This is a genomic window from Paenibacillus sp. 01T47, from assembly GCF_056398245.1.
The window spans coordinates 12,835-37,926 of record NZ_JBFTPA010000034.1 but is presented as its reverse complement, the minus strand read 5'-3'; the positions used below and the strand labels follow the sequence as shown (position 1 = coordinate 37,926).

The following is a 25,092-nucleotide window of genomic DNA, read 5'->3' as shown; positions in this document are numbered from 1 at the left end:
CCAGCGTTCGTCCTGAGCCAGGATCAAACTCTCCAAATTGGTGTTTGAAATGCTCATTACTTTTTTATCGCTTTTTTCGCTTATCCCGAAGGATTTGCGAGGCAGTTATTACTCGTTGTTCAGTTTTCAAAGAGCAATCTTTTCTCTCTCGTCGACCGTGTATCTCGTTGGCGACCTAGATAATATATCATAGGCGTATATAGCATTGCAAGTGTTTTTTTATTATTTACGAAAAAGTTTTCAACACTCCTATTTGCCTTCTAATTGCGCAATCGTTGCTTCGCTTCCTCCTCACCTATATTGAAGAAAGACATAAAAAAACGAGCTCTGCGATTTCCGCAAGCTCGTATAACTTCTAATATGTTTTTGTAACTGTATATTGAGCTGCATCCTTGATAAGCTCATACTTTTTCTTGCCCTTCTTTAGACCCGCATCAACTGTCGTATCAATCGTAACCCATTTCCCATCCAAGTACACTTCGTTCCAAGCATGATAAACATCCACATAAGTAGATTGTCCCATCAAGAGCTTCGTAGGGATATCCACGCTCCGCAGCATTGCCGCAAACAATGAAGCGTATCCGTAGCAGATATCCTTTCTCGATTTAAATGTGCGATCAATATTGGGGAGGTAATCAACTGACAGATTAGCAGCTAATTGATTATCATAACTTACATTCGTAATAATATACTCGTAGATTGCCTTTACTTTCTCCATATCCGTTTTTTTATTGCTCGCTAATTCTTTTGCCTTGACGATGGCGCTGCTCGCATTCGACCAGTCAATGTTCTGGATGGAATTCAAGTACAAAACCTTGTTGTCTTTCAAATCAAGCGTCACCGTTTCTTTCTTCGCCAGTTTGTATTTGTTGCCTGTTGTATTCTCTAGAACAGATATCGTATATTCGCCATTGCCAAGCTGCAATGGAAACTTCTCAGCTGTTTTTCCGCCGGTTAGATTATATGTATAGTTTGATGCGCCTTTTGCGATCATAAGCTTCGTTTTCACTTTAGTGTTCACTGCATATTGTACGGAGACAACACCTTTATCTAAATTCCCCGTATTGAGCCAATCAGAAGAGTCCGCTTCATTTGCCTGAACGACCGTTACATGGATGGATGCAAAAAGAACAAAAGCTGCGATGACTAACATAAATTTACGCATGAATATACTCCCTTCGGTAGCTGGCTGCCATCTTACGGAAGGCCCTTTAGCTTTGCGTCCCTACCTTTCGATAGGTTTGCCATTATCGTGTGAAGCGCTATGTGATGAATTTCCCTATAAAAACAAAAAAAGCCTGTTCATTCGGTAGCTGGCTGCCATCTTACGGAAGGCCCTTTAGCTTTGCGTCCCTACCTTTCGATAGGTTTGCCGTTATCGTGTAGCGCTTTATTAGTTCTATTCTACCATATGAATCTAGCAAATCAATAGATTGTACTACAATATCAATCATAATTTGAATGTTTTTAAGGATTGTTGTTGCAAATTCTCGATATTAGAAAAAAAGAACCGTTGGCTGCTAAAAGCCAAACGGTTCCTTGTTTCTTTCTTATTCAGCAGAACGCTGATCTCTCATATGAGGGAACAACAGTACATCACGAATAGATGGAGCATCTGTTAGAAGCATGATCAATCGGTCGATACCGATTCCTAGTCCGCCTGTTGGCGGCATGCCGTATTCCAGAGCGCGGATAAAGTCTTCATCCATCTCATGCGCCTCGTCATTTCCATGCTCACGCTCAACAAGCTGCGACTCGAAACGCTCACGCTGATCAATCGGATCGTTAAGCTCCGTAAATGCATTAGCATGCTCACGTGCTACGATGAATAGCTCAAAACGATCGGTGAAGCGTGGATCTGCTTCGCTCTTCTTAGCAAGCGGCGAAATAGCAACCGGATGTCCTGTAACAAAGGTTGGCTGAATAAGCGTGTGCTCACCGAACTGTTCAAAGAAAGCGTTGAGAATATGACCAAACGTCATATGCGGATCAACGGCAACTTTGTGTTCTTTCGCCAAACGATGGGCTTCCTCGTCGCTCATTTCCACGCCGAAATCTACGCCAGTCGTTTCTTTGACAAGCTCAACCATGCTGACACGGCGCCACTGAGGTGTCAAATCAATTTCTTGGCCTTGATAAGTGATTTTCGTTGTTCCAAGAACCTCTTGCGCAATATGTGCGATGACATTCTCTGTCAATGCCATAATATCCTTGTAATCCGCATAAGCCTCGTAAAGCTCAATCATTGTAAACTCTGGATTGTGGCGAGTCGAAATCCCCTCATTCCGGTATACACGGCCGATCTCATATACTTTCTCCAATCCGCCTACAATCAGTCGCTTCAAATGAAGCTCGATTGCAATACGCATGTAGAGCTGCATGTCCAGCGCATTATGATGCGTTTCGAAAGGGCGTGCTGCAGCACCGCCTGCAATGGAATGCAGCGTTGGTGTTTCTACTTCTAAATACCCGCGGGAATCTAGGTAGCGACGCATGGATTGAATGATTTTGGAACGAGTAATAAAGGTTTGTTGGACGTCGGGATTCACGATAAGGTCAACATAACGCTGACGATAACGAAGCTCTACGTCTTTCAAGCCATGATATTTATCAGGCAATGGAAGAAGCGACTTTGTCAAAACTTCAATATCACGCGCTTTGACAGAGACTTCGCCTGTATTCGTTTTGAATACAACGCCTACTACGCCAATGATGTCACCGATATCCAGCAAGTCAAAAGCTGCAAACTTATGCTCTTCAACGGAATCTTTACGAACATAAATTTGAACCTTGCCGCTCAAATCTTGAATCGTAGCAAAACCCGCTTTGCCCATGCCGCGTTTCTGCATAATACGGCCAGCAATACGCACTTCAACCGCTTTTTCTTCTATTTCTTCTTTGCTGAGCCCTTCATAGGCTTGTACAATATCTTTGGCGTTATGAGTGCGTTCGAACTTTCGGCCGAATGGATCCACACCTAACCCTCTAAGCTCGTCCAATTTGTTTCTGCGAATTTGCAAGAGCTCACTTAGCTCCTGCTGTTCATTGTTTTCTTGTTCCACTTCTTTCATCTCCTTGATCATTCGGCAAAAGCAAGCAGCTGTCACCGGATTCATGCAGCAAAATCTCGTTTCGCAATAAAATATAAGCAATGTATAGACCTGTAATATACGTTCTTATATTTTAAACGTTCAAAAAGCTTCCTACAAGGAAGCTTTTTGAACCGCTCATAGCAAACATTATTTTTTGATATCGAGAATTTTGTATTGAATAATGCCGACTGGTACGCTAACTTCGACAACGGTGCCTTTTTTCTTGCCTAAAATCGCTTTACCAACCGGGCTTTCATTTGAAATCTTGTTTTGCAAAGGATCGGCTTCCGCTGTACCAACAATGGAATAATCCATTGTGTCGCCATACTCCATATCCTCAACCGTTACGATCGAACCGATGCTCACGGTATCAATATCAATATCGTCATTATTTATAATACGCGCATTGCGCAACATTTTCTCAAGGGTAAGAACGCGGCCTTCGATAAATGCTTGCTCATTCTTCGCATCTTCATATTCCGAGTTTTCGCTTATATCACCATAGCCAATTGCTACTTTAATACGTTCAGCTACTTCACGACGCTTGACCGACTTTAGGTTCTCTAATTCATCTTCGAGCTTTCGCAGCCCTTCTTGAGTCAGAATGATTTGCTTATCGTTCATCTTTCCGATTCTCCTGTCATGTGACTAATTTTTCATACCTTGTATGAATTCACTGTTACCTAATATATTACGCTTCTTATTCCTCATACCAACTGTTGTTTGAAGCGCTCTTGATGTCTTCGTTAGATTATATTGCACGATTATATTGCAAAGTTACCCTGAATGTCAATCAAAGCCAGACGACCCATTGAAACCGTTTCATTTCTGAAATGTAGAGCAGAAGCCGCATGATAGCGGCTTTTGTCGAATGGTGTCGGCTCGCTCCCGTTACAGGGTAAATCGCATAACCGATCTATTTGTATTTTAGTAAGCGTCTACTTCTGCAGAACCCGCTTCTTTGCTGAAACAGCACTGACAGCTTGGAATTCTTCGTCCTCTCCAAGCGAGTGGACGTAGTTTTCCAAAATCGCTACCATCGGATCACGGCCTGTATGTTCGAGCAGCCTTTTTGCATCCTCTGGTGAGAAAACGTCGCCATTCCCAATTACGGGAATCGATACCGCTACTTTGACATCCTTTATAATGTCCCAATTAGCCTTACCCGTATACTACCATGCAAAATGGCCTTGTCGCTTACCATCTCCGCACATACAAGACCCGTTCCAAACTCCTTGGCAATTAATCAAAGGCAGGATAGCACACGCTTGCCATCGGCGCTAGCACCACTCTGTTCTTCATTTCGATGCCACCGATTTTCAGCATGTCACTCCTTCCTCCTCTTCTAACTGCTTATTGTTCATGTCTTGTGTACCAGACAGCACTATTCACGGTTATCAGACATTAATTCCTCATAGCTGATTCCGAGCGTCTTAGCGATATGATTTAATAACTTCGTATCCGTCTTTCTTGTTCCTCGCTCCAATGAGCCAAGAACGGCCACCGATACGCCAAGCTCCTTGGCCAGCTCCTGCTGAGTATAGCCCTTCAGCTTTCGAAAGGCTCTGACGCGCTGCGCCAATTGATTGTTTTCCATAACGTAATGCCTTCCTTTCCATCCAGAAGCGCTGCTTCAGATACTGCGCTTACCTCGGACTGCAGCCGATGTGTTTGATCCAAAACATCATGCAGCGGAACGAGAACGAACGACCGCTCCATCATACGCGGATGCGGCAAAGTTAATTCCTCTTGATCCATTCTGACATTATCGTATAGGAGCAGATCAAGGTCAATGGTTCTCGGTCCCCAACGAATTTGTCGAACTCTACCGAGCTGCTGCTCGTACTCCAAAAGCTGACGCAAAAGCATTAATGGAGATAGTGTCGTTCGTACAGCTAATGCCATATTGATAAAGGGCGGTTGCTCTGTGTAGCCTACCGGATCAGTCTCATACATGCCTGACACTCTGCTTACCACGATGCTCGGGTGCGCATCGATGAGGCTAATCGCTTCCAGCAGCAGTTGCTCACGGTTTCCCATGTTAGATCCTAAAGCAATATATGCCTCTGCCTGTGCGCCATCAAGCGGGAATTGTTCGTCCATCATTGTCCCGCTTTCTGCGCAGTTCTACCGTTACTCCGTCAAAATGGATATCAAACGGCGGGTTTGGCTTCGTTACTCGAACCGTCACTTCATTTACCATAGTATAAACTTCCAGTACTTGCGATGCAATGTGACCTGTTAAAGCTTCGATAAGCTTAAACGGAGGGCCCTCTACAATCGTTTTCGTGAGAGCGTGGATTTCTGCATAATTCACCGTACTGTTCAAATCATCGGTTAACGCCGCTTGCTCCAAATCCATATTGAGTTCAACATCCACATAATATTTCTGGCCTAGCTTGTTTTCTTCAGGAAATACGCCGTGGTAGCCGTAAAACCTCATCCCTTTGATCATCATTTTATCCATTATAGTCACTCTCCTAACGATGTACCTTATTTAAAATAAGAAATGGCATTCAACAACACAATTAATGTCGATATAAAATGGCGTCCGTCATAAGTGCAGTACGCTTAATTGCACGCACATCATGCACACGTACGATTTGGCAGCCGTGCGCAATGCCAAGAGCAACCGTCGCAGCCGTTCCCTCAACAAGCTCATCAACAGGCAGATTCAGCGTCTGCTTAATGAATCGTTTACGCGAGGTACCAAGCAGCACCGGATATCCAAGTGCATGCAGCTCGGATAGACGGCCAAGCAGCTCCAGATTATCCTCATAGGTTTTGGCAAAACCAATACCCGGATCTAGCCAGATTTGATCTTCAGCGATGCCAGCCGTTCGCGCAATGCTTACACTGCCCTGCAAATCTGCAAGTACATCGGGAACAAAATCATTATAGTCTCTCGCATGGCGGTTATGATTGATGATGACAGGACAAGCATATTCAGCTGCAACTGCGGCCATATTAGGGTCACCCTTAAGCCCCCAAATGTCATTAATAATATGAGCACCCGCCTCTAGCGCATGCCGTGCAGTCTCAGCTTTGTATGTATCGATGGATAAAGGGATGTGCGGCAGCGCCTTACGCAATGCCTGAATAACAGGAAGGATACGCCGCAGCTCTTCCTCCACTCCCACCGGTTCAAATCCTGGACGTGTCGATTCACCGCCAATATCAATAATATCAGCACCTTCCTCCACCATCGCTTTCGCACGGGCAAGAGCCGCATCCACACTCGTATAGCTCCCGCCGTCCGAGAAAGAATCAGGTGTCGCATTCAAAATGCCCATAATCAACGTACGCCCGCCTAGCTCCAGCCTCGTTCCGCTGCCAAACTCATATGCTCTTTTATAGAAATTTGGTTGTTGATCCATTGTTAGACCGCCATCCTTCTTCTTAATGTTACATGATTATAGAGCTTAGATAGCTCCAGCATCACCGTCAATTGTCGTCTGTCGGTAAAGAGTAAGCAATTGCTTCGTAATAGACCCTGCTTGACCGTTGCCGATAACTCTACTCACCCCGCCAGCTTCTGATAACAGAGTAACGGGAACGAGCTCCTGAATGGAATTGGTGAGCCATATCTCGTCGGCCGTTTGCAGCTTCTCCAAGCTATAAAGGCCCTCTTCGGTTACATACCCTGCACTGCCAGCCAGCTCCAGAACTCGCTCGCGCGTTATGCCCGGCAATATGCCGGTGTCCAGTTCAGGCGTATATACAACATTGTCCTTAGCAAAAAACAAGTTGCTCACGATTCCCTCCGCCAACCATCCTTCTCGGCTGAGCATAAGACCCTCGGCCCCAGGCGCAGCACCACTGGCAAGCAGCTCTCGCTTAGCAATAATATTGTTCATATAATGGAGAGACTTAAAGCGAACCTCACCCTCAGGCGTATTCCTCCTTGTCTGCAAAAGCCGCAGCTCCCGTCCGCGCATATGAACCGCATCATTAACCGGCGGCAAAGCCTTTACAAGCATTAACACATTCGGCTGTTCATAATCTCCTGTCGGCAACCCTAGCTCAGCTTCGCCTGCACTGACGGTTAGTCTTATATAGCCATCTTTTAATTCATTCGCTTCAAGAAGCTCATTAAAGGAGCTGCGCAGCTCCTCCATATTAGGCGTGTACTGAATTCCTAGCTGATCACAGCCTGAGCATAACCGCTTCATATGCCTGTCTAGTAAGTAAGGTTTCCCCTCATAGGTGCGGAAAGTCTCGAACAAACCTATACCGTACAAAAAGCCGTGATCATAAACTGAGATCACGGCTTCGCTCGCATCCATTACGGAGCCGTTCAGTTCGACCTTCATCGCACTGCGCCCGTCCGATTTTGCAAGAAATTACGAAGCATCGTCAAGCCATGCTCCGTTATAATGGACTCAGGGTGAAATTGCACCCCTTCAATTGCATATTCCTTATGACGCAAACCCATAATTTCTCCTTCATCGGTTTCCGCTGTTATTTCCAAGCAATCAGGCAGCGTTTCACGGCGTACGATAAGAGAATGATAGCGAGTAGCGGTAAAAGGTGATGGCAAACCTTCAAACACAGATTTTCCTTGATGATAAATGGCAGACGTTTTGCCGTGCATCAACTTCTCCGCACGTACCACTTCCCCGCCAAATGCTTGTCCGATCGATTGATGACCAAGACATACGCCAAAAATCGGGATTTTACCTTTGAAATGCTCGATTAGAGATAAACTAATGCCCGCTTCATTCGGTGAACACGGACCTGGTGATATTAGAATATGATCGGGCGCTAATGCTTCGATTCCGGCTAAATCTATTTCGTCGTTTCTTTTTACCGTAATATCTTCCCCAAGCTCACCCAAATACTGTACTAAATTGTACGTAAAGGAATCATAATTATCGATGACAAGTATCATGTTAAGGCTCCCCCTTTTTCCGTTTCCGCTGCCAAATCGACTGCTGCAAACCGTTCGCTGTACTGAATGGCCTTCCATAATGCCTTCGCTTTGTTTAGCGATTCTTTATATTCCCGCTCCGGCTCAGAATCAATAACGATGCCTGCTCCCGCTTGAATTTGAACAACACCTTCCTGAAGCACCATTGTTCTAATAATAATATTAAATTCCATATCTCCGCTGTAGTCAATCCATCCAAGCGAGCCCGTATATGGTCCTCTGCGTGTCGGTTCAAGCTCTTCTATGATTTCCATTGTGCGAATTTTTGGAGCACCTGTAATCGTTCCTCCGGGGAAAGTAGCCGATATAACATCGTAAGCATCTTTTCCGTTTGCAAGCTGTCCTACTACCTGAGAAACAAGATGCATAACATGCGAATATTGTTCAATAACCATAAACTCTTCGACCTTAACCGTACCGTAGGTTGAAATCCGCCCAAGATCGTTCCGCTCCAAGTCAACGAGCATAATATGCTCCGCCCGCTCCTTCTCATTCGTGAGAAGTTCGTCAGCCAGGCGCCGATCCTCTTCCTCCGTTCGCCCGCGTCTACGTGTTCCAGCTATCGGTCTTGTGATCAGCTTGTTATCGTTGAGCTCAACGAGAAGTTCAGGGGATGCAGATACAATCTGAAAATCAGGACAACGCAGAAACCCCATATATGGCGATGGGTTAACCAGTCGAATCCATTCATAAAGTTCTTCCGGCGCAGCCGCAATCGCTTTGCTCTGACGAACGGACAAATTCACTTGAAAAACGTCACCCTGCTCAATATATCGCTGAATGCTGTGAACAGCGTCCATGTAGGCTTGCTTCGAGAAAGGCGATGTGATGCCAGTAATCGAATCCACATCCAATTGCAATAAATCGTCTGTCAACAAGCGCTGACGTTCTGCTCGAAGCGATATCGCCTTCGCCTGGGCACGCTCTTCATCAAACCAGGTTAACCAGTAGTCGGTCATCCCTTCCGCTCTAGATGAAGCACGGTCATAAGCAGCACGCAGCTCCTCTTGATCCGCATTTTGATCTACTTTTGAATGGACAGCACAATACACTTTTGATTGCTCATGGTCGATTATCCATATCTCATTCATTTGCATGAATAAATAATCGGGAATATCCTGATTATCCTCGGCTAGCACCGGCAATCGTTCGATCGAACGGATGATATCGTAACCCCAGAATCCGATACAGCCGCCAACCCACTTAGGCCCATTCTCAAGCTTCGGCCCCAGCAAACCGCTCATCCATTCTCTCACAACCTCAAGCGGCTTACCTTCCCAGCGGCGCTTGCTTTGCTCCTCTAGCGAATGGAATTGTATCGACTCTGCTTGCAGCCCTTTTCCACGGATAACCCCGTCAGGATGCAATCCCAAATACGTATATCGTCCGTCCTTGCCGCTTTCTAGTACAAAAGCATGTGGCGAAGCGTCCTGCCATACTTCTTCCCATGACGTTACGTTCGCCCGATTACCGAACTCAAAGGGTAATTCTTTAACGAATGGCAGCGTCGTATATTTCTGTTCGGCGTGCCACCGAGTCCATTGCTCTATCGCGGTGATCATCACCTTCAACCCCCGAATACTTGACTTATTTTGCTCAGTATACAGAATAGCTAAGTAAAAAGAAAGCCTTCCATTCCGAGGAATGAAAGGCTGTTCGATATAGGCAGTAAAAATTAGTTTTCGAAGTTGAACAGCGGTGTGGAAAGGTAGCGTTCGCCGTTGCTTGGAACAATCGCAACAACACGTTTTCCTTCGCCAAGCTCTTTCGCAACTTGCAATGCCGCATAGATCGCTGCGCCAGAGGAAATTCCGCAAAGAATGCCTTCTTCTTTCGCTGCACGACGAGCGTATTCAAACGCATCTTCGTTCTCAATTGTAATGACAGCGTCGTAGATATCACGGTTCAAAATATCAGGAACAAAGTTTGCGCCGATACCTTGAATTTTGTGAGCACCTGGTTTGCCGCCAGAGAGGATCGGTGAAGCAGCAGGCTCTACCGCGTAAATTTTAATACCGTCGAAGTTTTTCTTAAGCACTTCACCAGTACCTGAAATCGTTCCGCCAGTTCCGATACCGGCAACGAACGCATCAAGCTTACCATCAAGGGAATTGATCGCTTCGACGATCTCAGGACCTGTCGTTTCGCGGTGAACCTTAACGTTTGCTTGGTTTTTGAATTGTTGCGGCAGGAAGTAGTTCTTGTTCTCAGCAGCTAGTTCTTCCGCTTTGCGAACAGCACCATTCATACCTTCAGAACCTGGAGTCAATACAAGCTCTGCACCGTAAGCGCGAAGCAGGTTGCGACGCTCAATACTCATCGTTTCAGGCATAACAAGAATAGCCTTATAGCCTTTTGCAGCTGCTACAAGTGCTAGTCCAATTCCTGTATTTCCACTAGTAGGCTCAATAATAGTATCGCCTGGTTTTATGATTCCCTCTTGCTCAGCTACCTCAATCATACTGATTGCAATACGGTCTTTTACACTTGCACCTGGATTTTGATATTCAAGTTTCACATAAACTTCTGCACTGCCCTCAGGCACGAGACGGTTTAAACGAACAAGCGGAGTGTCACCGATAAGATCTAGAACACTTTGTACAATTTTGGCCATGGAAATAACTGCCTCCTTATTCCGACTAATTCAGTTGGTATTTTCACTAATTACATCTTAACAATCTCTTGCATCCGTTGTCAATAGTGACTTTAACGCTCCAATGAAAACGCAGCACCGGGAAAAGCTATTCTGTTTTCACAGCATCATATTTCTCAAGCAGCTTATCTTCAATTTTGGTCAATGAGTCAGCACGTTCAAGCGCCAGCTGCTTGCGTACGGTATCTTGCAGCCTGCCGCCCGACATATTCGTTGTCATTTGGCGCTCGATAAGACGAATAACCGCATAACCCCCATCTACCTTAATCGGACCAGCAATTTCGGCTACCCGCAAACGACTGGCTGTTTCCATCATTTCGCGGTTATAGAATGGGTCATCTTTATCAATCAAGCCGAGATCGCCGCCTGTATCTGCTGTAAAAGAATCAATGGAATAGGAATGCGCCATCTCAGCAAAATCCTCGCCATCCGATAAAAGCCCCATCACGGAGTTAGCTTCCTTCATCGTCTCCGTTATAATCCATTGCAGATGCAGCTGCATTTTCTCATCAAATTCCTCAGGATTATCGGTTATATAGCGTTCAACCTCTTCATCTGAAACATGAATGCCTCGCACGACGATTTTCTCCAGAAGCAAGCGGTAATGCAAGTCCTCCAACACCTGTTCCCGACTCATGCCTAATTGCTCTTGCATGACTTCAAAAAAACGTTCTTCACTATCGTAGCCTTCAATCATTTTATCAAGCTCACGGCTTTGCTCTTCTGCAAGTATGCTTAGCTCAGAGGCTGCAGCTTCTAAATCAATCGCTTTGTGAACCATTAACGTGCGCAGAACGGCAGCTCCATATTGCGAATGAAGCTCACCTTCCAAATCTGCAAGCGTAATGTTTTCCTTGCCCACTTTAGCGATAACACGACTACCATCCGATTGATTCGTTGGTGTTTGGCCTGGCTTGCTCGGTTCAGCCGTTTCTTCCCCACTGCCGACATTCGTTGGCTGCTGATTATCCAGCTGTCGATCATGACCCGGCCACACTCTAATTACGACGACTACCGATAATACCACCATGCATACGGCTTGAAGGATGACAACGGCCTTCAGCACCTCGTATTTCCTCATTGCCCTAATGCCTCCGATTATTGGATCGGCTTTGGTTTCGCTTGTTCAAGCAGCAGCTTTAGCTGAGCCCGTTCAAATGTATACGCTTCGTTGCAAAATTGGCAAACGACTTCCGCTTTTCCATCTTCATCAATAATTTGTTGCAGCTCATGCTCACCTAAACTGAGAAGTGTCTGCTCTACACGCTCGGAGGAACAGAAGCATTGAAACTTCAAGTCCATCGTATCGTGAATGTGAAGGTCGCCATCTTCGCCTACAATCCGGCGCAGCAGCCCCTCCGGTGACTCTCCTTGATCAAGCAAAGTCGTTACAGGCGGCATCGATCCAACCGCTTGCTCCAGTTTTGTAATCTCATCGTCCGTCAAACCAGGCATAAGCTGAACGATAAACCCGCCGGCATGCAGCACCGAATTATCTGTACCCACCAAGACGCCAAGACCAACCGCCGAAGGCGTCTGTTCGGACACCGCGAAATAGTATGTGAAATCCTCGCCGAGTTCACCCGATACAATCGGAATACTGCCACGGTATGGTTCCTTCATCCCTAAATCCTTTGTAATATGAAGATAACCAGTGCGTCCAACAGCTCCGGCTACGTCAAGCTTACCCATTGCGTTGCTTGCCAAATGAACTTCAGGATGATCAACGTATCCGCGAACCTCTCCGTCTGCATTGGCATCAACAACGATCTGGCCGATTGGACCGTCGCCCTTTACTTGAATCGTCAGTTTTTCTTGCCCTTTCAGCATAGCGCCCATAATAGCACCTGCTGTTAATGTACGCCCTAACGCTGCTGTAGCCGTTGGATATGTACCATGCCTTTGGCGAAGCTCTTCAACAAGCTGAGTCGTGCGAGCCGCGAACACTCGAATCTTGCCATTCCATGCCGTCCCTCGCACCAGCACGTCCTTCAGCTGATTTTCCATCAAAATCCCTCCTGATTGCGTTCATATATAATTCTCAATCCTTCAAGTGTGAGCAGCGGATCAACCTCTTCTATCGTTTCCGATTCAGCAGCGATTAACTCAGCTAAGCCGCCGGTTGCGATTACACGTGGTGTGACACCAAATTCTGTGCGTATCCGTTTAACAATACCGTCAACCTGTCCTGCGTATCCAAAAATAATGCCAGCCTGCATCGATGTTACAGGATTGCGTCCAATGACACTTTTCGGCTTCACAAGCTCAATACGCGGCAGCTTAGCGGCGCGCTGATAAAGCGCTTCGGTAGAAATGCCGATCCCCGGAACAATGGCACCGCCCAAGTAATTGCCGCCTTCATCAATATAGTCAAAGGTCGTTGCTGTACCGAAATCAACAACAATAAGCGGTGAGCCGTATTTTACGATGCCCGCCACCGAATTGACGATCCGATCAGCCCCAACCTCACGTGGATTCTCATAGCGGATGTTTAATCCGGTTTTGACGCCAGGCCCTACGACTAGGGGAACTTTACGCAAATATTTGAGACAAAGCTGCTCGAGTGTCCGCATCAACGGTGGAACAACCGATGAAATAATGACGCCTTCCATTTGTTCCAGCTTCACGCCCGCATAATGAAACAGATTATGAATGTTAATGCCGTATTCATCTACTGTAGCAGAACGATTGGTGCTCAGCCGCCAATGGTGCAAAAGTTCTTTTCCTTTATAGATACCTAGCACAATATTCGTATTTCCAACATCAATGACGAGGATCAAAGCGACTCCCCACCCTTCTTCTCATTCAAATCCAAGCTAATATCGAGCGCATGGAAGGAATAAGTCAATCCGCCTACCGAAATGACATCAACGCCGCTAGCTGCGATACCTTTAACGGTTTCTAAAGAGACACCGCCAGATGCTTCTACGATAACGTGAGGAGAAGCTGCTTTAATTCGAGCTACACATTCCTTCATCAAATCTGTAGACATATTGTCCAGCATAATAATGTCTGCGCCACAAGCAAGTGCTTCGTCCACTTGCGCTAACGATTCTGTCTCTACTTCAATCTTCATTGTGTGTGGAATTTTACTGCGCGCAGCTTCAACCGCAGCACGAATGCCGCCAGAGCCTTTAATATGGTTATCTTTAATCATAACTGCATCGTATAAACCAAATCGGTGGTTAGCGCCGCCCCCCACACGCACTGCGTACTTCTCCAGCATCCGATGGCCTGGGGTTGTCTTGCGAGTATCGACAAGCCGAACCGGCAATCCTTCAAGCGCATCGATGAAAGAACGTGTCTTAGTCGCAATGCCAGACAGCCGTTGCATTAAGTTAAGCGCAAGTCGCTCTCCGGTTAATAGGCTATGCGTACTGCCCTCTACGGTGGCGATAATCGTACCCTTGTTTACATACTCGCCATCCTGTACTTTGGAATCAAAGACAAGTGACGAATCAACAACCTCAAATACGAGCTTCGCAATCGGAAGCCCTGCAATTATACCGCTTTCCTTCACATGAATAACGGCTTTGGAACGCGAGTCCCTTGGAATCGTCGTTTCGGTCGTAATATCCCCACTGCCTATATCCTCTGCAAGCCATCCGCGAATTTGCTCACGCACTGCCGCATTATAACCGCCTGCCATCCATTCAAACATCCTCTATTCGCTCCTCCGTCAATCCATATAGACGGTGTAACACCGTATGCTTTCTCCACATTGCATCATCGCGTACCGGGAAATCCTCACGGAAATGCGCTCCACGGCTTTCCTCCCGAGAGAGTGCAGCTTCCGTAGTCAGCAGGGCACAGGTGAGCAGATTAGCAAATTCGTATTCCTCACGCCCCGTCAGAACGGATTGATAGATAGGCAACTGCCGTTTCAATTCCTCAAGACCCTTCATAAGACCACTTGCATCGCGGCGCAAGCCAGCGTAACGGACCATAATCTTTTGCAGCTTAAGCCGTCTTTCTACGACAGCTTGGATTGATGTACTGCTCCGTTCTATCTCATTACTAATATTAGGCTGAATCGTAAGACTCGGAAGCTCATCGATTCGTTTTACAATTCTTCTGCCAAATACAATGGCCTCGGATAGCGAATTGCTCGCTAATCGATTAGCGCCGTGTACACCTGTTGAGGATACTTCGCCGCAAGCGAATAAACGCTTTATATTCGTTTCCCCATTTAGGTCGGTTTTCACTCCGCCCATCATATAATGCATAGCTGGCGCAACCGGAATCCAGTCCGACGTCAAATCGAGGCCGTATTTTAAGCAATATTCATATATAGTAGGAAAACGGTGCTTTACCATTTCCGGTGATTCATGTGTAATATCAATATAAACGAAGGTCGATTTCGTCTCTTCCATTTCACTGACGATGGCTCTCGCCACAACATCACGCGGTGCCAGCTCCAGCTGCTCATGGTAGCGTTCCATGAAGCGCTCTCCTTTAATATTACGAAGATACGCCCCTTCGCCGCGCACAGCCTCTGATATCAAAAACCTTGGCGCGCCTGGATAACATAGAGAGGTAGGGTGGAACTGAATAAACTCGACATCCTGTATGTATGCCCCTGCTCGATAAGCCATCGCAATGCCGTCTCCTGTGGCAACCTCAGGATTTGTCGTGTAACGGTACAACTGGCCAGCCCCGCCTGAGCTTAAAATGACGGCTTTGCCTCTTACAAACAACCGCGCACCGCTTGGCTTCTGTACAATGACACCACAGCATTCGCCGTCCTGTGTAACCAAATCAATAACAAAATGGTCGTCCCAAACTTCGATCTTAGGATTGGCAATAGCCGTTTCGGACAATGCTCGTACGATCTCGAAACCAGTAGCATCCCCGTTAGCATGCAAAATACGCCGCTGGCTATGCGCTCCTTCCTTCGTAAGCGCAAACTCGCCATTCTCCAGATCGAATTGCGTCCCCATCTTTATTAAGCTGCGAACACCTTTGGGTCCCTCATGAACGAGTACATCAACCGCTTCATTAGAACATAAGCCTGCACCCGCTACGAGTGTATCTTGTCTATGGTAAGCCGGCGAATCCTCATCCGAAATAACCGCAGCGATACCGCCCTGCGCATAACGCGTATTGCTGTCGAGCAGCGATTTTTTCGTAATCATGAGGACAGAATTGTTTTCACTTGCTCGTATAGCGGTAAAAAGACCGGCAATGCCGGCCCCAATTACAATCACATCTTTTTCTATAACAGGCAGCTCACTTAACTGCACATCGACTAAATATCTAGGAATCATCATTGGCTCCTCCAAGCGTAGAAGCAGCGCATACTACTTCACGAGTAGCATGCGCTCCAAGGATAAACGGGCTTGATCTGCAACATGTGGCGGTACGTAGATTTGAGGCTGCATCGTTTCCAAGCATTTCACTAGTTTCTTCAAATTATTTACTTTCATGTTAGGGCACACCAAATATTTAGATGCAAAATGAAAAGTTTTACCTGGGCTGTCTAAACGAAGCTGATAGCCAGTGCCATCTTCTGTTCCCACGATAAATTCTTGGCAATCTGATTCTTTACAATATTTAATAATAGCGGTTGTACTGCCTACAAAGTCGCCTAGCTCAACGACTTCAGGACGACATTCCGGATGCACAACGAATTGCGCATTAGGATATTTCGCTTTCATTTCTTCTACGTCTTTAACCGTCAGCATATCGTGCGTATTGCAGTAACCTTCCCAGATAATCATTTTCTTATCGGTATTCTGCTGCACATAGTGGCCTAGGTTCTTATCTGGTACCCAGATGATCTCGTCGCCTTCAACCGAATTGACAACTTTAACCGCATTTGCCGATGTGCAGCAAATATCAGTCTCCGCTTTGATCTCAGCAGACGAGTTAATGTAAGTAACGACCTTTGCATTCGGGTGCTGCGCTTTCAGCTTACGCAAGCCATCAACACTTACCATGTCGGCCATCGGACAGCCCGCACGCTCGTCGGGAATGATAACGGTTTTATTAGGAGCCAAAATTTTTGCGCTCTCACCCATAAAGTGAACGCCGCAAAAAACAATAACTTCAGCATCCGTTTGTGCAGCCTTCTGCGCAAGCAGGAAGGAATCTCCACGGAAATCAGCTACCTCTTGAATTTCATCACGTTGATAATAATGAGCTAAAATGATAGCATTCCGTTCTTTCTTCAACTGTAACAACCGTTCACGCAGCTCTCGGTTTTGCTCCGCCTTGCGTTCCAGTGCCAGTGCTTCCACAGTAGATCCTCTCCTCTTATGAGGGATGGGCGATAACCCATTCCGTTATACGGCAAGCTGAACTTTGTGAATTGATGCACAAACTTAGAAAGTCGCTTACCTATAGTTTAAACCAAAAGGGATAAATTCATTTGATTAAGTTTTAATTTACACGCGGTAGATGCTACTGTCAATGCGTTAAAGGCCTTTTTAAGGCAGCAATTTAAAATAAATTATTTTGATCGCTGTATCTCACTCACATTCTTCGTAAATGAACCTTTTTTACTATATAATCGCGACCTCCGTCATCACTTGTATTAGCAACGAAATAAAAAAAGTCTCTCTCCGCGATGGAGAGAGACCATATTGAATTATCTTTTTGCTGGATCGTAAGGTTGACCAAGTGCTGAGGGCGCATTTGAACGACCAACAGCTCCTGCCAAAACGATCAATGTCAAAACGTACGGCAGCATGTAGAAAAATTCAACTGGAATATGCTGCGAGAATTCAAAGCGCTGTGCAAAGCTTCTAAGCGCCTGAGCTAGACCGAAGAACATTGCTGCTCCTACAACGCCAAGCGGATTCCATTTGCCGAAAATCAGTGCTGCGAGCGCAATAAATCCTTGCCCAGAAATCGTATTATGCGCAAAGCTGCTAGTCGTCGTCAACGTAATTGTCGCACCGCCAAGGCCTGCAAGCGCGCCGCTGAGCAATACGCCGATATAACGGTATTTCGTTACGCTAATACCAACGGTATCCGCAGAGCTCGGATGTTCGCCCACCGCACGCAGACGCAAGCCAAATGGCGTATGGAACAAGACGAAATAACTGATTACTGCGATAGCTAGGACAATATACGTCGTCGGATACGCGGTGAAAATAGCTTTCCCGAGCAACGGAATATCAGATAAATAAGGTATTTTCACTTTGTGGAACACATTAGCCAAAAGCGGCGTTTGACCTGATCCATCATAAATGCTTTTGGTTAGGTAAAGCGCTAAGCCAAGCGATAGAATGTTAATAACGACACCGACGACGGTTTGATCCGCACGGAACGTGATCGTTGATATCGCATGCAATAAAGCAAATAACGTACCATAAATAGCTGCAGCTATAAATCCAATCCACGGTGAAGCACTGCCTAACCCAGCTTGTATCGCATACTCCGTTGCAACTGCCGCGGCGAACGCCCCTGAAACCATCAAGCCCTCTAGTCCGATGTTCACAACACCTGAGCGCTCTGAGTACATACCGCCAAGCGCTGTAAAAATGAGTGCGGTGGAGAACACGAGCGTTGTATTAATAAGTTGTCCAATGATGTCTAGCACGTTCATCCTACACCGCCTCCTTCCGCTTGCTTGCACGTTTATTTAGAAAAGGCTTTAAGAACCACTTCACCAATCCATGCGAAGCAACGAAGAAAATAACGGCGCCGATTACGATACGCACGACCTCAGGAGGAACACCCGCACCAAAGCTCATGCCTGCTGAACCGTAGCTGAGTCCACCGAATAAGATTGCACCAAGGAATACACCAATCGGCGTATTGCCGCCAAGGAGCGCTACCGCAATACCATCAAACCCATAGCCCGGAGAAGCGGCCATAACGGTCTGGTTGCCGAACACGCCTAAAATTTCAAACACGCCGCCCAGACCAGCGAATACGCCGCTTATAAACATCGACTTAACCATCGTTACGTTAACGTTCATACCCGCATATAACGCTGCATCCGGATTATGTCCAACAGCGCGAAGCTCGTAGCCTTGTTTCGTACGCCATAACACGAAATAAAACACAACGATACAAATGAGCGCAACAACCGTACCCCAGTGCATACGAGCGTTGTCTGTCAATTTAATAAGCCAATCAATTTTCACCATAGCTGATTCATGAACCGGCATCGACTTCTGCTGGCCTTTCTCAACAAGAAACTTCGCGATGATAAAATTGGAGAGGAACAATGCGATCCAATTCAGCATGATGGATGAAATAACTTCATTTACTCCACGCTTCGCTTTCAAGTAACCAGCAATACCCGCCCATAGACCGCCGAATACAGCACCCGTAATTACAGCTAGAGGCGCATGTATATACCATGGCAGGTCAAGCAGCACGCCAACGATTGTCGCGCCAGTCATGCCCATTACAAATTGTCCCTCAACACCGATATTGAATAGACCTGTACGGAAAGCGAAGGAAACGGCTAAACCTGTAAAGATCAATGGTGTAATTGCTCGAACCGCTTCTCCCATATTGTAAGGAGTGCTAAACAGCTTATTGATTAAAGAAGTGTACGCTAGAATTGGATCGTACCCTCCAGCAAGCATGGCAATGGCGCCAACCACAAATCCAAGAATGATTGACACAATTGGAATAAGGATAGACGATTTATTAAATATTTTTTTCAAGGTTTCCATATACGCTATCCTCTCCCCTCTGATGCAGGTACAGCTATTTTGTTACCAGCCATCATAAGTCCAAGCTGCTGATCATCTCTTTGCTCAGCATCAACCTCACCCATTAGCTTGCCTTCATACATGACCGCAATTCGATCGGACAGTGCATACAGCTCATCAAGCTCAAATGATACGAGTAAAATCGCTTTTCCTTCGTTACGAGCTTGTACCAACCGCTTGTGCACAAATTCAATCGCACCGATGTCGAGACCGCGTGTAGGCTGAACCGCAATTAACAAATCAGGATCTTTATGAAGCTCCCGTGCGATAATAGCCTTCTGCTGGTTTCCTCCAGACAACTGACGAGCATGCGTATGAATACCTGATGAGCGAACATCAAATTCGTTAACAAGCTTTTCAGACAGCTTGTCCATGCTGTTGTAATCAATAAACATGGAACGGCCGAATTCCGGCTCAAAATACGTATTCAAAATCATATTTTCACTAACTGAGAAATCTAGCACCAGCCCATGCTTATGCCGATCCTCTGGTATATGCCCTACTCCCGCAACCGATATTTGGCGCGGAGAATGATTCGTCATATCCTTGCCATTCAGCTTAACGCTGCCGCCGTCCAGCTTGCGCATACCAGTTATAGCGTAAATGAGCTCGCTTTGCCCATTGCCATCAACACCGGCTATGCCAAAAATCTCTCCTGCACGAATGTTGAAGCTCGTACCATCCAGTACATTTTTGCCTTGATCACCTTTCATCTGCAATCCATCCACAGATAAAATAACTTCGCCAGGCTCGTTCTTCGTCTTCTTCACCTCGAAGGATACGTCCCTGCCGACCATTAATTCCGCAAGCTGCTGCTCATTCGTCTCATCTGTAGTTACTGTCTTGATAACCTTGCCGCGTCGAATAACGGTTACAGCATCTGCAAGAGCCATTACTTCTTTCAATTTATGCGTAATGATAATAATCGACTTTCCTTCAGCAGCCAGGTTGCGAATGATTTCGATTAGCTCCTCAATTTCCTGCACCGTCAAAACAGCTGTCGGCTCATCAAAAATAACGATTTCGGCGCCGCGATACAACGTTTTCAGAATTTCAACACGCTGCTGCATGCCTACTGTAATATCTTTAATTCGCGCCTGAGGGTCTACATTCAGACCATAACGTTCGGATATCGCCCGAACCTTCTCATTAGCGAGCTTGTAGTCGATTTTCATACCTTTGACAGGCTCATTGCCAAGCACAATATTTTCTGCAACGGTAAAAGGCTGTACGAGTTTGAAATGTTGATGAACCATTCCGATGCCAAGGTCAATTGCTTTAGAGGCACCCTCAATGACTGTTTTCTCACCATTAACCCAAATCTCGCCCTCGTCCGGTTGATATAGTCCGAACACAATGTTCATTAGGGTCGATTTTCCTGCGCCATTCTCGCCAAGCAGCGCATGAATCTGACCTTTCTTCAATTCAAAATTTATGGAATCGTTAGCTACCAATCCGGGAAACCGCTTTGTAATTCCCTTTAACTGTACAGCCGCCTTGCTCCGGTCCATTCCTCATCATCTCCCCGGTTTTTACTGCTTCAATATGCATAAAAAATTTGACATTAAAAGCACTTACTTATCCCAACAAAGAACAAAGACCGGCCGAAGCCGGTCTTGTCTGATTCATCAACAAACGATCCTCAATCAAAGGATACCATTGAATGGAGAAAACTATTCAGTAGGTACTTTAATATCGCCGCTAACGATTTTTGCTTTGTATTTCTCTACTTCAGCAAGAACATCAGCTGGAACGTTTTTCTTAGATGTTTCTGGCAAGCCTACTGCATCGTCTTTCAAACCTAACTCTTGTACAGTTCCGCCAGCCCATGTTCCAGCGAGTAGATCTGTGGATACTTTATGAACAGCAGTTTCAACGCCCTTCATCATGGACGTTAGTGTAATTTCATCACCGAACTCAAGTGATTGGTCTTTATCTACACCAATAACCCAAACGTTTTCACCATTGTCTTTACGCGCTTTACCTTCATTGAACACACCATTGCCTGTAGCGCCAGCAGCGTGGAAAATAATATCAGCACCGCCATCGTACATTGTTGATGCAGCCAATTTACCAAGGTCAGGTTTACCGAAGTCACCTGCATAGTTAACTTCAACTTTTACATCCGGTTTAACTGCAGCAACACCTGCTTTGAAGCCTGCTTCGAATTTCTTGATAACCGGAATCTCCATACCGCCAACGAATCCAACTTTATTTGTTTTTGTCATCAAACCTGCAACGACACCAACAAGGAAAGATCCTTCGTTTTCAGCGAAAGTAATAGAAGCAACGTTTGGCGCTTCAACTACGCTGTCAATTACTGCTAGCTTAGCATCTGGATTTTCTTTAGCCACTTTGCTTAGTGCATCATTAAACAAGAAACCGATACCCCAAGTAAGGTCATATCCTTCTTTAACGAAGCTGTTTAGGTTCGGCTCCATGTCTGCTTCGCCTTTACTTTCCAAGAACTTCGTTTCCGCACCAGTCTCAGCAGTTACTTTCTGAAGAGCTTCCCATGCGCTTTGGTTAAAGGATTTATCGTGTACGCCGCCAACATCAGTAACCATACCAATTTTTTTGCCTTTTCCAGTACCATCGTTTTCAACAGCAGGCGTAGTACCTTTATCTCCGTTCGTGCCGCCCTCGTTGTTTTTCTTGCCACCGCAAGCTGACAACACTAGTGTCAACGCGATCATCATTACAAGCATAAAGCTAAATGTCTTTTTCATGCGTGTTTTCTCCCCTGCTCTAATTTTTGTGTAGCTTGGCAACCCCTGTTACATTCTTATTCTTGCTGATACTGGTCGCTATTATTTCATTATAGTTACAAAAAAATAAACGTCAATAACTTATGTCAGTTTAAGTGACATAAAAACGTTATGACCGTCATCATGTAACATCTATGTAACGTATGACCAATATAGACAAAACCTCCATGTAAGCATTTCTGTTTTTCATCCGAGGTTTATACACGTATTATAGGCTAAATCCGAACATTAATAAAGAAAAAAATAGTCGCCCGCTACTCTTTACAAGTAGCAAAGCGACTATCGTTAACAATTATCCATAAAATACTATTCGTTCTTATCTGGATCTTCTGTTGCATCACGTTTCTCAAGGTTCGGAGCTTTCGCTTCGTCCTGATCACGAGTTTGGATACGCACCTTTACGTCTCCAACCGTCTCAATAATAGGCTCGGTTGTCGGCTCATTTGTTTCAACTGCATCAGTAGAAGGACCGCCTTCCAAAGTACCAGTCTCAACCAAACGTTTGATTTGATCCATTTCGAGCGTTTCTTCATTAAGCAGTGTTTGAGCAATCAAATGCATTTCTTTGCTCTTCTCTGTTAATAGCTTCTTCGCACGATCATAACAGCCTGTAATAATGGATTGCATTTCTTGATCTATCTCGTATGCAATGGCATCAGAGTAGTTCTGCTCATGTCCAATATCACGTCCAAGGAATACTTGGCCTTGTGAACTGCCGAATTGCATCGGTCCAAGCTTATCGCTCATACCGTATTCCATAATCATACTGCGTACGATGCCTGTCGCCTGTTTAAAGTCGCTATATGCACCAGTACCAATTTCACCAATAAACAGTTCCTCTGCTACACGGCCTGCAAGCAAACCAGTGATTTTGTCCAAAAGCTCCTGTTTCGTTACAAGCATACGATCTTCTTTTGGAAGCATGATGACATATCCGCCAGCACGTCCGCGAGGAATAATCGTAACCTTATGCACCATATCCGCATGCTCCAAGAAGAAGCCTGCAATCGTATGGCCTGCTTCATGGTAAGCGACAATACGTTTCTCACGATCACTGACAACACGGCTTTTCTTCTCCGTACCAACAATGATTCGGTCAATCGCATCATCCACTTCAACCATTGCGATATCTTTCTTATTACGACGGGCAGCTAGGAGCGCTGCTTCATTAAGTAAGTTTTCTAAATCAGCGCCACTAAAGCCTGTTGTACGTCTTGCGATAACTTCAAGCTTAACATCCTTGGATAGCGGCTTATTGCGCGCATGTACTTTAAGCACCGCTTCACGGCCCTTAAGGTCTGGACGGTCAACCGTAATTTGACGGTCAAAACGGCCTGGACGCAGAAGCGCTGGATCAAGGATATCCGGACGGTTTGTTGCTGCAATAATAATAATACCTTCGTTGGCACCAAAGCCATCCATTTCAACGAGCAATTGGTTGAGCGTTTGCTCACGTTCATCATGTCCGCCGCCTAGACCAGCGCCACGTTGACGACCTACCGCATCAATCTCATCGATAAAGATGATACAAGGAGCATTTTTCTTCGCGTTCTCAAACAAGTCGCGTACACGGGATGCACCGACACCGACAAACATCTCTACAAAATCAGAACCGGAAATGCTGAAGAACGGCACGCCCGCTTCGCCTGCTACTGCACGAGCAAGCAATGTTTTACCTGTACCCGGAGGACCAACAAGCAATACGCCCTTCGGTATACGAGCGCCTACTAAATTGAATTTCCGCGGGTCCTTCAAGAAGTCTACGACCTCAACGAGCTCTTGCTTCTCCTCGTCTGCTCCTGCGACATCTTCGAATGTAATCCGCTTCTTCTCATTATCGTAAAGCCGCGCTTTGCTCTTGCCAAAGTTCATAACTTTGCCGCCGCCGCCCTGAGCTTGATTCATCAAGAAGAAGAACAGGACAAAGATGATGACAAACGGAATAATGGAGGTAAGGAATGTAAGCCAAATGCTTGGCTGATCCATTTCCTTCGTCTCATAAGCGAATCCATACTGCTTCGACCATTCAGCGATCTTAGGCTCAGCGCTAACGCCGGTCCTTGATACGAATTGATCGTTTTCTGCATCCGCAGGTTTCACTTTATATTTTCCGGAAACAAAATAAGATTGGTTCTCGTACTTAACACTTAACTCTTTAACATTCCCTGACTCAATTGCTGCAACGAGTTCATCGTAACGCAATCCAACGGTCGTGTTATTTTGGCTGCTGATAAATTGAAAAATCCCAACGGTCACCAAAAAGATAATTAAATAAAAACCAGTATTACGGATGATCCGATTCATCCCCAACCTCCTCTCAGACGCTTAAAATATTTTACCATATCATGACTTTCCATAACAATAGAGGTGTACGGAGAAGGGCATGTACGGGTGAATCGCAATTATTTTTGATAAACTTGCGGCTTCAAAATACCAATATAAGGGAGATTACGATATTTCTCTGCATAATCCAGTCCATAACCGACAACAAACTCATCAGGCAGTGTAAAGCCTTTATAGTCTGCTTCCAATTCAACTGTACGGCGAGCAGGCTTATCGAACAAAGTTACAACTGTAACAGACTTCGCATTGCGACGCTCTAGCACGTCAATTAGGTAACTAAGCGTCAATCCGCTGTCGATAATATCTTCAACGATTAGAACATCTCGGCCTTCGACAGATACATCGAGGTCTTTAATAATTTTGACAACGCCAGATGATTTCGTGGATTGTCCATAGCTAGATACAGCCATAAAATCAATTTCAAGCGGCACTGTAATTTCCTTAACCAAATCAGCCATGAAAATAAACGCGCCTTTCAAAACACAAATAACGAGCGGATTACGCCCATTAAAATCTTTACTCAGTGTTGCACCAAGTTCCTTAACCTTCTCACCAATTTGCTGCGCGTCGTACAATACTTCTTGAATATCGTTCTGCAAGTGTAAATCCCCCTACGCTTAACTATGTTTAT

At 45.6% G+C, this 25,092-nt stretch carries 24 protein-coding genes, 1 pseudogene and 2 riboswitches; all 25 genes and pseudogenes read right to left on the bottom strand.

Going from position 1 to position 25,092, the window contains the following annotated elements:
* Positions 1-355: 355 nt before the first annotated feature.
* Positions 356-1,165 (bottom strand): transglutaminase-like domain-containing protein, encoded by an 810-nt coding sequence (locus AC1DOV_RS32850; RefSeq protein ID WP_477511779.1) that lies wholly within the window; start codon positions 1,163-1,165, stop codon positions 356-358.
* Between the two features lie 12 nt (positions 1,166-1,177).
* Positions 1,178-1,256, bottom strand: a riboswitch (cyclic di-GMP riboswitch).
* 49 nt (positions 1,257-1,305) lie between these two features.
* Positions 1,306-1,384: riboswitch (cyclic di-GMP riboswitch) on the bottom strand.
* A 166-nt stretch (positions 1,385-1,550) separates the two neighbouring features.
* A complete protein-coding gene (lysS, locus tag AC1DOV_RS32845; RefSeq protein ID WP_430061203.1) occupies positions 1,551-3,071 on the bottom strand; it encodes a lysine--tRNA ligase in 1,521 nt (506 codons plus the stop codon).
* 168 nt (positions 3,072-3,239) lie between these two features.
* Positions 3,240-3,716: a transcription elongation factor GreA gene (gene greA, locus AC1DOV_RS32840; RefSeq protein ID WP_076271320.1), complete on the bottom strand. Its 477-nt coding sequence runs from the start codon at positions 3,714-3,716 to the stop codon at positions 3,240-3,242.
* A 314-nt stretch (positions 3,717-4,030) separates the two neighbouring features.
* Positions 4,031-4,210, bottom strand: a complete 180-nt coding sequence (locus AC1DOV_RS32835; protein ID WP_477552000.1) for a tRNA-dihydrouridine synthase — start codon at positions 4,208-4,210, stop codon at positions 4,031-4,033.
* A gap of 41 nt (positions 4,211-4,251) precedes the next feature.
* Positions 4,252-4,418, bottom strand: a pseudogene (locus AC1DOV_RS32830) (tRNA-dihydrouridine synthase); the annotation flags it as partial.
* Positions 4,419-4,476: 58 nt separating this feature from the next.
* Positions 4,477-4,689, bottom strand: a complete 213-nt coding sequence (locus AC1DOV_RS32825) for a helix-turn-helix domain-containing protein (RefSeq protein ID WP_054025845.1) — start codon at positions 4,687-4,689, stop codon at positions 4,477-4,479.
* The gene (gene folK / locus AC1DOV_RS32820; RefSeq protein WP_477551999.1) at positions 4,641-5,198 is read right to left on the bottom strand and encodes a 2-amino-4-hydroxy-6-hydroxymethyldihydropteridine diphosphokinase; all 558 of its coding nucleotides are present in this window, start codon (positions 5,196-5,198) and stop codon (positions 4,641-4,643) included. Before folK ends, AC1DOV_RS32825 begins: the two co-directional genes overlap by 49 nt.
* Positions 5,173-5,559 (bottom strand): dihydroneopterin aldolase, encoded by a 387-nt coding sequence (gene folB / locus AC1DOV_RS32815; RefSeq protein WP_076271318.1) that lies wholly within the window; start codon positions 5,557-5,559, stop codon positions 5,173-5,175. The genes folK and folB overlap by 26 nt, the downstream gene beginning before the upstream one ends.
* Positions 5,560-5,620: 61 nt before the next feature.
* Positions 5,621-6,469, bottom strand: a complete 849-nt coding sequence (folP, locus tag AC1DOV_RS32810) for a dihydropteroate synthase (protein ID WP_441885219.1) — start codon at positions 6,467-6,469, stop codon at positions 5,621-5,623.
* Positions 6,470-6,514: 45 nt separating this feature from the next.
* Positions 6,515-7,405 (bottom strand): aminodeoxychorismate lyase, encoded by an 891-nt coding sequence (gene pabC, locus AC1DOV_RS32805; RefSeq protein WP_477551998.1) that lies wholly within the window; start codon positions 7,403-7,405, stop codon positions 6,515-6,517.
* On the bottom strand, positions 7,402-7,983 hold the full coding sequence (gene pabA, locus AC1DOV_RS32800; protein WP_076271315.1) for an aminodeoxychorismate/anthranilate synthase component II: 582 nt from the start codon (positions 7,981-7,983) through the stop codon (positions 7,402-7,404). The genes pabC and pabA overlap by 4 nt, the downstream gene beginning before the upstream one ends.
* On the bottom strand, positions 7,980-9,584 hold the full coding sequence (locus tag AC1DOV_RS32795; RefSeq protein WP_477551997.1) for an anthranilate synthase component I family protein: 1,605 nt from the start codon (positions 9,582-9,584) through the stop codon (positions 7,980-7,982). Before AC1DOV_RS32795 ends, pabA begins: the two co-directional genes overlap by 4 nt.
* A gap of 113 nt (positions 9,585-9,697) precedes the next feature.
* On the bottom strand, positions 9,698-10,636 hold the full coding sequence (gene cysK / locus AC1DOV_RS32790) for a cysteine synthase A (RefSeq protein WP_477551996.1): 939 nt from the start codon (positions 10,634-10,636) through the stop codon (positions 9,698-9,700).
* Positions 10,637-10,763: 127 nt separating this feature from the next.
* On the bottom strand, positions 10,764-11,756 hold the full coding sequence (locus AC1DOV_RS32785; protein WP_477551995.1) for a peptidylprolyl isomerase: 993 nt from the start codon (positions 11,754-11,756) through the stop codon (positions 10,764-10,766).
* 17 nt (positions 11,757-11,773) lie between these two features.
* Complete coding sequence (hslO, locus tag AC1DOV_RS32780) at positions 11,774-12,682, bottom strand: Hsp33 family molecular chaperone HslO (protein WP_477511771.1); 909 nt, start codon at positions 12,680-12,682, stop codon at positions 11,774-11,776.
* On the bottom strand, positions 12,682-13,455 hold the full coding sequence (locus AC1DOV_RS32775; protein WP_076271311.1) for a type III pantothenate kinase: 774 nt from the start codon (positions 13,453-13,455) through the stop codon (positions 12,682-12,684). Before AC1DOV_RS32775 ends, hslO begins: the two co-directional genes overlap by 1 nt.
* A complete protein-coding gene (gene nadC, locus AC1DOV_RS32770) occupies positions 13,452-14,336 on the bottom strand; it encodes a carboxylating nicotinate-nucleotide diphosphorylase (RefSeq protein ID WP_477511770.1) in 885 nt (294 codons plus the stop codon). Before nadC ends, AC1DOV_RS32775 begins: the two co-directional genes overlap by 4 nt.
* A complete protein-coding gene (gene nadB / locus AC1DOV_RS32765; protein WP_477511780.1) occupies positions 14,329-15,942 on the bottom strand; it encodes an L-aspartate oxidase in 1,614 nt (537 codons plus the stop codon). The genes nadC and nadB overlap by 8 nt, the downstream gene beginning before the upstream one ends.
* 33 nt (positions 15,943-15,975) lie before the next feature.
* Positions 15,976-16,914 carry a quinolinate synthase NadA gene (gene nadA, locus AC1DOV_RS32760; protein ID WP_054025832.1) on the bottom strand — a complete coding sequence of 313 codons (939 nt, stop codon included), beginning with the start codon at positions 16,912-16,914 and terminating at the stop codon, positions 15,976-15,978.
* A 350-nt stretch (positions 16,915-17,264) separates the two neighbouring features.
* A complete protein-coding gene (locus AC1DOV_RS32755; RefSeq protein WP_076271308.1) occupies positions 17,265-18,227 on the bottom strand; it encodes an ABC transporter permease in 963 nt (320 codons plus the stop codon).
* Between the two features lies 1 nt (position 18,228).
* Entirely contained in the window at positions 18,229-19,311 is a 1,083-nt protein-coding gene (locus AC1DOV_RS32750; RefSeq protein ID WP_076271307.1) for an ABC transporter permease, read from the bottom strand.
* Positions 19,312-19,316: 5 nt separating this feature from the next.
* A complete protein-coding gene (locus tag AC1DOV_RS32745; protein ID WP_076271306.1) occupies positions 19,317-20,861 on the bottom strand; it encodes an ABC transporter ATP-binding protein in 1,545 nt (514 codons plus the stop codon).
* 162 nt (positions 20,862-21,023) lie between these two features.
* Entirely contained in the window at positions 21,024-22,079 is a 1,056-nt protein-coding gene (locus AC1DOV_RS32740) for a BMP family lipoprotein (protein WP_477511769.1), read from the bottom strand.
* Positions 22,080-22,424: 345 nt separating this feature from the next.
* Positions 22,425-24,422: an ATP-dependent zinc metalloprotease FtsH gene (gene ftsH / locus AC1DOV_RS32735; RefSeq protein WP_477511768.1), complete on the bottom strand. Its 1,998-nt coding sequence runs from the start codon at positions 24,420-24,422 to the stop codon at positions 22,425-22,427.
* Positions 24,423-24,520: 98 nt separating this feature from the next.
* Positions 24,521-25,060: a hypoxanthine phosphoribosyltransferase gene (gene hpt, locus AC1DOV_RS32730; RefSeq protein ID WP_339205901.1), complete on the bottom strand. Its 540-nt coding sequence runs from the start codon at positions 25,058-25,060 to the stop codon at positions 24,521-24,523.
* Positions 25,061-25,092 lie beyond the last annotated feature (32 nt).

Bases quoted from the DNA above. Each gene is read 5' to 3' on its own strand.
- AC1DOV_RS32850 (WP_477511779.1), bottom strand. From the start codon at position 1,165: ATGCGTAAATTTATGTTAGTCATCGCAGCTTTTGTTCTTTTTGCATCC.
- lysS (WP_430061203.1), bottom strand. From the start codon at position 3,071: ATGAAAGAAGTGGAACAAGAAAACAATGAACAGCAGGAGCTAAGTGAG.
- greA (WP_076271320.1), bottom strand. From the start codon at position 3,716: ATGAACGATAAGCAAATCATTCTGACTCAAGAAGGGCTGCGAAAGCTC.
- AC1DOV_RS32825 (WP_054025845.1), bottom strand. From the start codon at position 4,689: ATGGAAAACAATCAATTGGCGCAGCGCGTCAGAGCCTTTCGAAAGCTG.
- folK (WP_477551999.1), bottom strand. From the start codon at position 5,198: ATGATGGACGAACAATTCCCGCTTGATGGCGCACAGGCAGAGGCATAT.
- folB (WP_076271318.1), bottom strand. From the start codon at position 5,559: ATGGATAAAATGATGATCAAAGGGATGAGGTTTTACGGCTACCACGGC.
- folP (WP_441885219.1), bottom strand. From the start codon at position 6,469: ATGGATCAACAACCAAATTTCTATAAAAGAGCATATGAGTTTGGCAGC.
- pabC (WP_477551998.1), bottom strand. From the start codon at position 7,405: ATGAAGGTCGAACTGAACGGCTCCGTAATGGATGCGAGCGAAGCCGTG.
- pabA (WP_076271315.1), bottom strand. From the start codon at position 7,983: ATGATACTTGTCATCGATAATTATGATTCCTTTACGTACAATTTAGTA.
- AC1DOV_RS32795 (WP_477551997.1), bottom strand. From the start codon at position 9,584: ATGATCACCGCGATAGAGCAATGGACTCGGTGGCACGCCGAACAGAAA.
- cysK (WP_477551996.1), bottom strand. From the start codon at position 10,636: ATGGCCAAAATTGTACAAAGTGTTCTAGATCTTATCGGTGACACTCCG.
- AC1DOV_RS32785 (WP_477551995.1), bottom strand. From the start codon at position 11,756: ATGAGGAAATACGAGGTGCTGAAGGCCGTTGTCATCCTTCAAGCCGTA.
- hslO (WP_477511771.1), bottom strand. From the start codon at position 12,682: ATGGAAAATCAGCTGAAGGACGTGCTGGTGCGAGGGACGGCATGGAAT.
- nadC (WP_477511770.1), bottom strand. From the start codon at position 14,336: ATGTTTGAATGGATGGCAGGCGGTTATAATGCGGCAGTGCGTGAGCAA.
- nadB (WP_477511780.1), bottom strand. From the start codon at position 15,942: ATGATTCCTAGATATTTAGTCGATGTGCAGTTAAGTGAGCTGCCTGTT.
- AC1DOV_RS32755 (WP_076271308.1), bottom strand. From the start codon at position 18,227: ATGAACGTGCTAGACATCATTGGACAACTTATTAATACAACGCTCGTG.
- AC1DOV_RS32750 (WP_076271307.1), bottom strand. From the start codon at position 19,311: ATGGAAACCTTGAAAAAAATATTTAATAAATCGTCTATCCTTATTCCA.
- AC1DOV_RS32745 (WP_076271306.1), bottom strand. From the start codon at position 20,861: ATGGACCGGAGCAAGGCGGCTGTACAGTTAAAGGGAATTACAAAGCGG.
- AC1DOV_RS32740 (WP_477511769.1), bottom strand. From the start codon at position 22,079: ATGAAAAAGACATTTAGCTTTATGCTTGTAATGATGATCGCGTTGACA.
- ftsH (WP_477511768.1), bottom strand. From the start codon at position 24,422: ATGAATCGGATCATCCGTAATACTGGTTTTTATTTAATTATCTTTTTG.